Origin of the sequence: Pseudomonas sp. PB103, assembly GCF_009764635.1 — a bacterium.
GTDB lineage: Bacteria > Pseudomonadota > Gammaproteobacteria > Pseudomonadales > Pseudomonadaceae > Aquipseudomonas.
On sequence record NZ_RWIL01000061.1, the window covers coordinates 64,008 to 75,321 of the forward strand.

The 11,314-nt window shown below is 57.4% G+C and carries 9 protein-coding genes and 1 pseudogene; 5 read left to right on the forward strand and 5 right to left on the reverse strand.

Annotated elements, in window-relative coordinates; translation table 11 throughout:
• Positions 1-95: 95 nt before the first annotated feature.
• Positions 96-341, reverse strand: coding sequence for a hypothetical protein (locus tag EJA70_RS12495; protein ID WP_158831021.1), 246 nt, complete (start codon positions 339-341; stop codon positions 96-98).
• Positions 342-700: 359 nt separating this feature from the next.
• Here EJA70_RS12495 and EJA70_RS12500 point away from each other — a divergent pair, with 359 nt between their 5' ends.
• Complete coding sequence (locus EJA70_RS12500; protein WP_158831023.1) at positions 701-1,579, forward strand: WYL domain-containing protein; 879 nt, start codon at positions 701-703, stop codon at positions 1,577-1,579.
• 54 nt (positions 1,580-1,633) lie between these two features.
• Here the strand turns inward: EJA70_RS12500 and EJA70_RS12505 are convergent, their stop codons facing one another.
• The 4 genes from EJA70_RS12505 to EJA70_RS12520 are packed head-to-tail and all read right to left on the reverse strand — an operon-like array spanning position 1,634 to position 6,447.
• A complete protein-coding gene (locus EJA70_RS12505; RefSeq protein WP_158831025.1) occupies positions 1,634-3,259 on the reverse strand; it encodes a GTPase in 1,626 nt (541 codons plus the stop codon).
• Complete coding sequence (locus tag EJA70_RS12510; RefSeq protein WP_158831027.1) at positions 3,246-5,099, reverse strand: dynamin family protein; 1,854 nt, start codon at positions 5,097-5,099, stop codon at positions 3,246-3,248. Before EJA70_RS12510 ends, EJA70_RS12505 begins: the two co-directional genes overlap by 14 nt.
• Positions 5,096-5,560: a hypothetical protein gene (locus EJA70_RS12515; RefSeq protein WP_158831029.1), complete on the reverse strand. Its 465-nt coding sequence runs from the start codon at positions 5,558-5,560 to the stop codon at positions 5,096-5,098. Before EJA70_RS12515 ends, EJA70_RS12510 begins: the two co-directional genes overlap by 4 nt.
• Positions 5,561-5,589: 29 nt before the next feature.
• Positions 5,590-6,447, reverse strand: a complete 858-nt coding sequence (locus EJA70_RS12520) for a GTPase (RefSeq protein ID WP_158831031.1) — start codon at positions 6,445-6,447, stop codon at positions 5,590-5,592.
• A 358-nt stretch (positions 6,448-6,805) separates the two neighbouring features.
• Here EJA70_RS12520 and EJA70_RS12525 point away from each other — a divergent pair, with 358 nt between their 5' ends.
• The 4 genes and pseudogenes from EJA70_RS12525 to EJA70_RS12540 all read left to right on the forward strand — a co-directional run.
• A complete protein-coding gene (locus tag EJA70_RS12525; protein WP_158831033.1) occupies positions 6,806-8,458 on the forward strand; it encodes a hypothetical protein in 1,653 nt (550 codons plus the stop codon).
• 146 nt (positions 8,459-8,604) lie between these two features.
• Positions 8,605-9,117 carry a hypothetical protein gene (locus tag EJA70_RS12530; RefSeq protein WP_158831035.1) on the forward strand — a complete coding sequence of 171 codons (513 nt, stop codon included), beginning with the start codon at positions 8,605-8,607 and terminating at the stop codon, positions 9,115-9,117.
• 240 nt (positions 9,118-9,357) lie between these two features.
• Positions 9,358-10,422: a restriction endonuclease gene (locus EJA70_RS12535; protein ID WP_158831037.1), complete on the forward strand. Its 1,065-nt coding sequence runs from the start codon at positions 9,358-9,360 to the stop codon at positions 10,420-10,422.
• A gap of 516 nt (positions 10,423-10,938) precedes the next feature.
• Positions 10,939-11,314, forward strand: a pseudogene (locus EJA70_RS12540) (transposase); the annotation flags it as partial.

The window sequence follows — 11,314 nt, forward strand, 5'->3', positions numbered from 1 at the left end:
TCGTGACCTGTGAGTGCGACTGAGTTGGCAAAGACTCTGCTGTTCGGTCGCGCTGTCGATATCCTGCGCCTTGAGGAATCCCACAGCCTGACGGCTCACGCTTCGGGGATCAGGTCCATCAGCAGTTGTACCTGGCGCTGCAACTGGCTCACATGCTCGCGTTCGGCCCGCAGCTCCGAGCGCAGTTCGTTGTTTTCCAACTGGTGCATGCGGGCATTGCGCTCCAGGACACGGTCGCTGCGCAGCAGGTGCCAGATTTCCCCGAGACGAGTGTGCTGCAAGCCGACCATCAGCAACGTAATGCCAGTGATGCCCAACAGGGTTATTTCAAGAGTTTCCATCGTTCGCCTCCATCGGTAACGGCTCAATGCCGGTAGCCGCACGATATGTATAGTTTAACTACATGTCGATAATGGTGACTTGTACAGGTAAAGCATTGGTGCGGGTTTCAGCGGTGTTCTGGCGCTGACTGCGAATCGCTCCTGGGCAATTTGATATCATCTTTTCCGGCGACAGCGGTGATTGACGGGGCCCCGAGCGCAATCTGTGGATAGCCGCGAAGCGCAGGAGGTCGGGCAGGGATATGCCTGATTACTTTACACATCAGACTACGGTTGATTTGAAACCGGCTGGACACGTAGCATTTGGCGACACGTCAATTGGCTGGGGAGACTCTTTCCTCCTTCATTCAGGTATTCAGATGAAACGCACACAACGCTTGGAACACATCCGCTGGGACTTGGCTTTGCGCTACCGATTGATCGAGACGGTGGTGTGGTGGGAAGGGCGCTTGACCACCAAACACTTATCACAGAGCTTTGGCATCAGCCGCCAGCAGGCGTCGAAGGACATCAATACCTATATCAACGACTACGCGTCAAAGAACCTGGTCTACGACAAACAAGCCAAAGGCTACCTGCCCACTCGCCATTTCAAACCGGTATTCATCGACGACAGTGCCAGTGCCTATCTGGACCTGTTGAACCAGAACAACGAGCGTGCGCCCCATATCGAAGGTCTGGCGCTGGCTTACGCGCACACAGAGGTATTGACCGTACCGGACCGATCGGTGAAGCCGGAGATCCTGCGGCCATTGCTCAAGGCTTGCCGTGAGAAACGCCGGCTGGATATTGAGTATGTTTCGTTCAACAGCCCGGAGCTCGAAGGCCGCACCATCGCTCCGCATACGCTGGTGTACACCGGCATGCGCTGGCACGTGCGGGCGTACTGTGAAAAGAATCGCAAGTACCGCGACTTTGTCCTGAGTCGACTACGCGGCATACCTGAGTTGCGCGACGACGAAACCGACAACGGCATCGATCTGGACGAGGAGTGGAACACCCTCGTCGACGTGATCTTCAAGCCCGACGAGCGATTGACGACTGCGCAGCGGGCGATCATCGAGGTGGACTACGGCATGACCGACGGGCAACTCGTCGTCCGCCGGCCCCAGGCTTTGGTCAAGTATGTGGTCAAGCGCTTTCAGGTAAACCCGAACATTCATGATCCGCGACCTGAGGCGCAACAGTTGGTATTGGCGAACCGGGCAGAGTTGCGGCCGTGGTTGTACATCGACTGACTGCCAACGAGGCCGCGCAGTCAAAAAGGGGGAGGCGATTCCCCCCTTGTCGCGTCAGTGCGCTTGACGCAGTGCCAGCAACGCTTGCTCGAACAGCTGCTCGTCTTGCGTCTGTTCTCGCCCACTCTGTACGAGCAGGGCGCGCTGGGTCGCCATCCATTCATCGATCGGCTTGAAGACTTCCTCAATCACCAGGGCAATCTGGTTCAGATAGGCTTGGCGCAAGTCTTCGACAAAGGTGCTGGCCGCATCTTCCACCGCCTTGGTCTGGCGTTCCAGCGTGGCTTTTTCGACCTTTTCATTGCTGATGGCCTGGTAGATACCGTAGATGGCCATTCCTGCCTGTAGCAACGGGCCAGCCCAGCGTCCTGCCATTGCGGCCCAACGTTCCATGGTCTTCTTGCCGATCCCCTTGAACAAGGTGGGCAACAGCTCTTTGCCCAACTCCAGCGCTTTTTTCACGCCTTGCTCGGTCATCGTTTTCAGGTCACCCATGGGCATCTTGCGCATGGCATCCTTGAGCGCTGGCGACAACGCACTGTCGTCACTGCCGTTGCCCTCGCGAGGCACGCCATTCACGCAGGCGTGTGCGGCACCGAAGGCGCTGTCGGCCAACGTCTGTCCGATGTCTTCAAGTTTGCGCTGGGTTGTCGGCAACTCAGTCTTGAGCGCAGTCATCATGTCGGCGGTCAGCGCTGCGATGACTTTTGAGGCACCGTCCTCCATGGCCTGCTCGCCCTGTCCAGCGGGTTGCAGGTGCGCATCGTTGATCAGCGCTACGACGCTCGACCTGGCGCGTACGCAGCGGCTGTCGAGGTGATGACGCAGCACGCTCTGCAGCCGGTCACGTTCGCTGTCGATCTGCAGGCGGGCTTTGTCCAGCGCTTGCGCCTGATCATCGCCGCCGGCCTGATGCAGGCGCATCAGGGCCAGTTCGATGGCTTCTTGCAAGTCCTTGCGGCAGGTCTGGAACATCACGCCACTGTCAGTGCTTGCGAGGAAATCGCCCAGTGCCTGTTCCAGGTCGAGGATGCCGCTGAACTCCACCAGTGGCTCCTTGCTTTCTACACGGCCACGCAGCGCAGCCTTGGCATTGACCCAGTGAATCGGCACCTGCTCAAGGATATCGCCGATGCCATGGGCGAGGGCAGCGTTCTGCAGATACTGGCGCAAGTTGTCGTTGATGCTGAAGTAGTCGCGGCTGTCTTGTTGCACCCCGGCCTTGTTGTTGACGATCAGCATCACCCGGCGCCCCGAGCCGACAATCTGCGCCAGGCGATCCCAAGTGGCGGCCTCGTCGATCGTGCCGCCGGCTGCCACCACAAACAGCACGACTTCGCTGTCCTGCAATTGCTGCGTCGCGACTTGCTCATGCTTGATCGGCGCATCGATACCCGGTGTGTCCAGGAGCACGTATCCCTGCCAAGGATACTCAGCCACCACCGAGGTTTCCGGATGGTCGGCCATGGGCGCTTCGGCGCGTCCCATCAGAGCGTTGAGCAGCGTGCTTTTGCCCGCGTTGTAGAGCCCATAGACCATGATCTGCGGACGCAGGCGAGCTGCTCGGCTGTGCAGAAGGTTGCCCAGTTCGCTGACACGTTCGGCTGGCAACCAGCGCTCGAGTGGTTCGGTGACGTTGTCGTAGGTGGCGAGTACACGAGTGAAGTCAGGCAGGGCCATGATCAAGTTCCTTGCTTATGGCGTTGATCTGTTGTGCAGCGAGGTCGTCCAGTTTTTGCAGGGCCTGGCTGAGATTTGACAGCCAGGTCGATACATCGACGAAGCACAGCATATCGAGCTGGGCGTATAGCCGGTTGAGGCGATCTTTGGCGTAGTCGATGAAATGTTCGCGGGTGGACAGAGAAACCTCGTCACGGTTGTCGCCGACGACGATCTCGAATTGGCTCGTCTCATCAAAATGGCCGCCTGCCGCACCACCTGCCTTGGCGCCCAGCCAGCCACCGAAGGCGGCACCAATCAACCCTCCAGCGATGGTTCCGGCTCCGGGAAGTAGTAACGTGCCGAGGGCGGCACCGGCCTCAGCCCCGCCCCAACCGCCAAGCCCGGCCCCTCCGGCCTTGCCGATGCCTTCGTTGCGCCGCGATTGGTAGCTGACGCTACGCTTGCGAGCGGTAAACCCCGGTAGCGCCTTGCCAGCCGGCGCCACGCTCTGGGCTGCATGGCCCAAGTCTTCGAATTTTTGCCCGATGGCCTCGCACAACGCCCCGGCGCACTCGGCGAATTGGCGGTCGAACAGCGCCCAACACGCGTCGGAAAATCCCTGGTCGTTCAGAGCGTATTGATCTGCCAGCTTGTTGATCTCCATGGGCAGGCGCTGCTGCAACTGCGAGAGCACGCGCTCGGTGTTGTTTTTCAGCTCTTTGCGGGCATTTGTCAGTTCGTTCTGCAACTCGCTCAAGAGTGTCTGCTGTAAACCGATCGACTCGCTTAATTGACGGCAAAAGGCTTGCAGATTCTTCAACGGCACTTGCTGCTTGATCTGCAGGCCGTCGGCAACGGCAATGCGGCCGATTTCTCCTGCGAAATCGGCCAGTCCGCTGACTTGCCAGCGCTCTTGCTGTTCCTCGGTGGGGCCTTGCTCGGCATAGCAGGAGGAGATGGAGTGAACCTTGAGATCATCCAGCAAACATTCGGGGGCGGAATTGCGCAGCTCCTTCATGAAGTAACCGACTTGCAGTTGGCGTGCGCTGTCGCTCTTCATGATCAGCGTCTCCACGACCTCGCCGTCATCATCCACGTCCACATCGTTTTCATCGCTGCCGGTGAGCAGCACAATCATGTTCTTGTCCCTGTGCAACAGTGCCCTGGCCTCTTCCAGGTCCGAGCGCCGGCCCGGGCTTTCGGATTTGCTGAGGAAGATCACCAGGTCGGCGGCGTCGACGTAGTCCTTGGTCAGCTCGCCGTTGCCCGCGTTGACCGAATGCAGCCCCGGTGAGTCGACCCAGGTCAGCCCTGGCAGGCGGAACCCTTGGATGGCACTGGTGGCTTCCACGACATCGACGCCGAAGCAGCCATTCGCGCGGATCTGCGCATCGCTGGTCTGTTCGCACAACTGAGTAGAGGTTTCGCTGAAAAACTCTGGCTTGGGCTGTGCCTGAGCGATCAGTTGCGAATCGGGTTCGGTGCGGCCATAAGCCAGGTAGTTACCCAGCGAAGACTTGCCAGCCTTGACCTTGCCGAAGACGAACACCAGCAGAGAGTCGCCGAATTTACCGCGAAACTGCGTGTTGCGATCATAGTTCCTGACGTTCTTGATCCAGGCGTCGAAGCGTTCATCCAGATTGTTTTGGCAGGCCCTGGCAAAGGTCAGGAAGGGGTGGTCAGAAGCCAGGCCGGAGCTGCTCCAGGGCGAAATGGTGCGAATCCGCTCCAGTGCATCCAGAGTCTGCTTGAGGCGCGCTTCGCGTTCCTCGACCTGGCGTTGCACATCGTTGAACCCCTGCGCGACCTGCGCAAAGACATGCAGCAGTTCGCTGCGGTTGGCGGGAGCGGGGGTCATAGCGATCTGTCCAGTAATTGTCGTTTCAAGCGTTTGAGGCCTTGAATTTCAGCGCGCAGGGCTTTGGCCTGGCGCTCGCGCTCTAGCCATTGAGGGCTAAATCGGGCGCTCGGGGCCAGCAGGCGCAAGACCTTGAGCTGGCCCTGCGCCGTGGCTTGAGGCGGGCTGGCGATAAACGCCACGAGGTTTTCTGTCGTCACGCCGGCGAGGCCTTTGCCTGACAATATGAGGTCGGCCTTGTGCGAGGCCATCAGCTCGCTCAGCTGTGCGTCGATGTCCTGAGTGAGCTGTTGGTTGCGCTGCGCCTGCAGTTGCTCCTTTTCCTGCTTGCGTACCCGCGCCTCGGCGCGTTCGCGCGATCTGGCGCGAGCCTGACGCTCGGCTTCTTCCTTTTCACTGCTGTCGGAATTGACGACCGCTGCAACAACGGTTCCGATCACGGGTATCAGTAACCACCACATATTGAATCTCCTTGCGTGGTATCAATCAGTCAGCCGCGAGCCAAGCCATGGCTGACGGATTCGAAGAGTCGTTCGACACTGCTTTGCAGTATTTCGAGATGAGCGGTCTGCGTGCCCTCGAGCTTGACCAGTCGCTTTCTGCGCTGGGCAATCTGCAGGTCGAAGAAATGTTCCAGGGCGTCGCGGCGGTGATCGTCGCGCTCGGCGCGCTGTTTGCTCATGCCTCGTTCAAGCAACCCCGGATGCGCCTGCAGATGCTCGCGCAGTGGGTCAAAGCCACTCAGTTCGAGTAGCTTGGCGCTGCCCTTGCGCACACCGTTGCGCAAGGTGCTGAACGAGGTTGCGAAGGTGGCCGGCACGGTCCCGAACAGCGACTGCAGGATATTGCCGATCGCCTGCTCGCAGACCTCCCGCTGGGTCACGCTTTCGACATGGGTCAGCACCACCACCAAGTGACGTTCCAGATCCGGGCGACGGCGCTTGAGTTCGCTCAGGAAGGCCGTTTCGATTTGTTCGAGCGTGGCAGTCCGCAAGTTGTGCACAAACAAAATGACATCGGCATTGGCCAGGCCCAACCACGCCAGGCGGTCATCCTCATCGCAGGCGTCGATCCCTGGTGTATCCAGATAAAGGCGCCCCTCATGATCCAACGTCTGTAATTGCGTGGTTGCCCGAATCTCCTTGGTCTCAAAGACTTCCGTTTCAATATGCCCGGTCAGGCCGTTGAGCAGTGCGCTCTTGCCGGCATTCATGAGTCCGCATACGGCAATCCGAGGCACCGAGCCGAGGCTTTTCGCCTCGGCCAACTCCGTGCGCAGGCGGTAGAACTCAGGGTGTTGGTCGGTAAGCTGAATCAGCAGGTCGTCGTCCGGCACCTTTCTCTCCATGTGTTGGATCCCGTTGGTTGCATAGCATGGCGATGGGATGGCTGAGTGGCAACTGGCTATTAGTCGATCAAGCGCAGGCTCTGCGTGGGCAATCATGCCGCTTGCGTCCGGATAGCCGACCAGTCAATCCGCACAGGGCAGGGTCGGTGTGTCAACTATTCGCACACAAGCCACATCCGTATTCGCAATCCGATGTTCGTCCAGCCTCGCCACATAGCGCAATCGCGATGACGCCACTGCTGCGCATCTGTTCGAAAAGTTGACCTGTATGAATGCTCACTGTTGGTTGGATCGTCGATGTCCGCTACCTTGCTGGCCAACAGCCATTCAAGCCTTCCCCTGGAGTGACAACAAACCTATGGACCAGAACACTTTCCTCATTCAACCGGATGTGCGCGATTTCATCGCGTGGCTTCAGATCACGCTGCCACAGCTCAATGTGCACCTGCGTTTCGCGTCGAGCAAATTCGTCAAAGGCGGCATGAACCAACAGGTGGTCGGCATCGAGCAGGTGCATGCGCAGTACCGTTGGGGGAGCGGCTGGCGTGATTATCAGGACGGGCAATGGGTGGCCTCCAGCGACTGGTGCAGCACCAATGCCTCGTTGCAACTGTTGCGCAGCCGATTGACCTCCGCTCTGGCAGCCGGCTGCCAGACCAGCACCTACAACGCCTGTCGTGCGGTACTGCAATGGGGTGGTGTACGCGGAGCGGTGCCGTTTCTCGGGTGGCTGCGCGATCAAGGCAAACTGGTCTCCTACCTCGAGGGTTGCCGGCCGTTGTTCGACCTGAATGGACAACAAACGCTGTCACAACTGGATCAGCACAGCATCCTGCGCTTTGATGCGGGGCTGACCAAGATTCATGCCTTGATTGATACCTCCGGCTCGCCCATCTACGACAGCCGGGTCGGTGCGGCGATCGCCATGCTCTATGCATTGTATCGCCAAGGCGCGCAATCGGCTGCAGTGTTGAGCTTCCCAACCGGCCCTGCGCGGGGCGCACAGCTGCGCGATCCCGGCGCGCTGGGTTATCAAAAGGCGCCGCAATTTTTCTCCAAGCCTGTTCCGGGGTACATCTGGGCACGCAGTCAGGTAGAGCTGGGCTGGATCATTCAAGCCACGCTCGAACGGACACCGGGCTTGTTCAGCGGATCGCTGCCGCAGCGATGCCATCAGTTTGAGGCGGCCCTGTTCATGATCGGCTACGACCTGCGTTGTCTGGTGCCCTCAGCGTCGCCGGCAACTGTTTCCGCCAAGGCTTCTGGCAAGCGTGTACGGACTACTTGGGTGCCGAGTGGCGTCACTTTCCCGAAGGTGCTGCAGGACTACCTGGCGTGCAGTCAATCTGCAGGCCATGCCGTCGCACTTTCGGACTTCAAGCAGTGGCAGATTCAGGTCAATGGGCGCAAGCCTAATACTGCCAACTCATATTGCGCACCGTTTCGACCGCGCGAATTCGACCTCGTCAGTTTTAGCTTGGAAGCGCTCAAGCAGATTGCCAAGGGTGGCGAGAAAGGGCTTCAGGTGCTTAGCGGCGGGGCGACGACGTTCGTTGCTGGCGATGAGTACGAGCAGGTGTATCTGACCAACGTCTACCTGTACGGGCGCGCCACTAAACTGGCAGACAAGTACGCGGTATCGCCTGTCGAGTTGCTGCTGCGCGCAGGGTTCGCCGGCACAGTAAGCACTGCAAAGCTGATACTGCAGATAGGCAAGGCACTCGGGGAGCATTTCGATCTAATCCACGATGGCCATCCCAACGCGTTGTTCGCGGTGTTTTTTGCCCAGGCGTTGACTGATCTGGATGATCAGTTGATGGAGGCGTTGCAAGCCATCAAGGGCGGCATTGTCGCCTTGGTAGACGAGGAGGAGGGCATGGATTGCAGCCCGGAGTTTGCAGAGATGATCCTGCAGGCGGCGGAGGGCGAGTTCACCGAGATCGATGTGGATGAGTTGTTTGCAATGATCGACGAGCGCGTTGAATCGAAGGATGCAAAAACTGCCGATTGACGTGCGTCGGTACATCCATTCATTGGCCATCTGTTGCTCAGCAAAAAACAAAGTGGTTACTTCGTGGATACCCGAGCTTACTCGGGTGTTCACGATGCATGGACCTGATGTTGCTTTTAGATTGATATATAAAAAGGGACGAACACGTGGGTGATCAAACAGGCGGAAATGCGGCAGCAAACTATTTCATCAAGTTTCGAAGTGGTTATATGACGCAGCGTAAATCTCATCTGAAGAAAATTCTGCTGACCTTCTACGGACTATGCTGCCGATTAATACGAAGCAAGAAGTACCTGGCGGACGTGATTATGGCCGAACAAGTAATGATTGCTACGCGCGCCAGCACCCTGAAAAAAGATGTTCACGCCAAAGTCATATCGAAGACGGATATCAAAAAATACAAGGCGGCGCTAAAAGGCGCAAATGTGAAGTACAAGGAGAGGAGCGATTTCCTGGTCATCTGCGTTAGCATAATTTCATTGCTGGGCTTGACTACATTAAGTGATAAGGCTCCGTTTTATTTGGCTGAGCCTGTCCCGCACTTCGCGGTGTGGTCGTTCTTGTTTATGGTGCTGGTAGTTGCTGTCGAGCGAATTAATATGAATGCCGTCGTCGCAGCGAATGAAGAACTCATTAATATATTTGATTCGGCGTTTTGAGTTTGATCGATATTGAATAAATGGCACGTCGCAATTCTCGCAGGCATGCAGCGGTCGGTTATGCCAGCAAGCCATCGAGGCTGCCTTCCTTGCAAGCCCGTCTGCTCGGGCCAGAGTCGCCATAGGAATCGAATCGGGGGAGGGTGAGGAGAAGCCAGTGCTCAACCACACTGGATGCATGAACAGTTAGTTGCTAGAATCCTGGCAATATTCCATATTTTTTTATGCCAAGGATGAATGATGAGCACCGGCTCTCTTCAAATCAATTTAGGTCTTTTCGAACCTACTCTTTTAGCCCTGTACGTTCTTGCAGCCATCTTGCTCATCGCTCTCTACCGCAAGACCGATGCTCAATGGTGGACGCCGTTTGTGCACGGCATCTTTTTTGCCATCGTGACCATCATCGCCGGTGCCTGCGGCGTTTCAGACAAGTACACGAATCCGGCTCTCTTCATCACGCTCTGTACCGTCGTGGGCTACTACGTTTTCAGCATCAGTGCCTATGTTTTCAATGTGGTGCGCAGATCGATGCGCATGAACCGACTCTGGTCTGCGATCCCGAGAGACCAGCGTCGCAGAAAACCGCACTGGCCATGGACGCCTTTCAATGAAGCCTGGTACGACACTGCGCACTCAACCCTGGGCGAAATGCTTCAAAACGCTCAGATCACAGAGGGGCTGGCGCTCCTTGAGGAGCTTACCGAAGAGCACCTGATCACGCTTTCAAGGAAGCGAATCCAGTGTGCCTACAAAGACGAGTACGAGATCCTGCGAGACGGCGATTGGCCAAAGCACGCAAAGTACTTCATCAAGGCAGTCGCTATTCCAGCGATGGAGGCGCATGGGCTCACTGTGCATCCTCCGCTTAAAGCCATGCTCGAATTGATGAATGACATCGTCCCGGCCACCGCGTCACTCGATGACCAAACAACAGAAACTCAGCTTCACGAGCACAGCACCGGCTCTGACTATGAGATGCATGTGGCGCGGATCCTGGAAGAGGCCGACTGGCAGGCGAAGATGACACCGGCCACCGGGGATCATGGTGCAGACATCATTGCTATCAAAGGCTCCTTTCAGGCGGCGATCCAGTGCAAGTATTACTCCCAGCCTGTTGGTAACGGTAGCGTCCAGGAGGCTTACTCTGCAAAAGGCTTTTACCGCTGTGATGTGGGCGCCGTAGTCTCTAACGCGTCCTTCACGAAAGCCGCTCGAACAGCCGCTACCAGCCTGAATGTGCCACTTCTTCACCATGACGACCTCGTTGAAACCCTTGAGAAGCTGCGAATGCACGCGTTGACCTGAGCTTGTCTCGGGCGCGTCAAGATTGCATAGGCGCGAGGTGTTTCCTGGTGGGCTGGCGCAGGTGGCTTTGGGTTGAGCTCAAAGCCTGGTTTTCCGAAAGGACTGGAGGGGTAACGCGAGGGGCTGATTTTCCACTAGACGGGGTTTTGTGCAAAAACCGACTGGGGGTAGTGGATTGGACACTGACAGCTAGATGCCGTCAGCCATAGGACATGATTTCACTTATGGGCGATGTCATTTGTTCATGATCCATCTATCTCATTGAAAGATAAGAGCTCGTTTAATGGGTAGGTCATGCAAGAGTTCACGAATACTTGTTCATGAGTAAGGCCTTAACCTGGACGAACTGACCTTGGACAACGATGCCTAGGTTGGGTGGCTACCTTGTTGGTAACTTTCGGCAGTACGATATCCGGCTTTGGAGCCGGAGCTAAACGGTTTACCGGTGAACGAGCCCCATGAAAGACAGGACACCGTTTCCCCCTTACGATAAGGGATAGGCAAACGGTTATGTTTATGACTAACAGCAACGATAAGAGTGGAAAGCTTTTGGGCCAGGAGCGGCGCCGTCGCTGGAGCCCGGAGCAAAAGCTGGCCATGGTTCGCGAGAGCCTTGAGCCAGGGCACAGTGTGTCGGTGGTCGCTCGGCGCAACGGCATCAATGCCAATCAGCTGTTCCTGTGGCGCAAGCTGTATCAGGACGGCAGCTTGTCGGCAGTCAGTGCCGGTGAAGCGGTGGTACCGGCCTCAGAGCTGAGCGATGCGCTCAAGCAGATCCGTGAACTGCAACGGATGTTGGGCAAGAAAACGATGGAAGCGGAAATCCTCAAAGAGGCCGTGGAGATCGCCCGGTCGCGAAAATGGATTGCGCACTCACCCTTGTTGCCGGGGG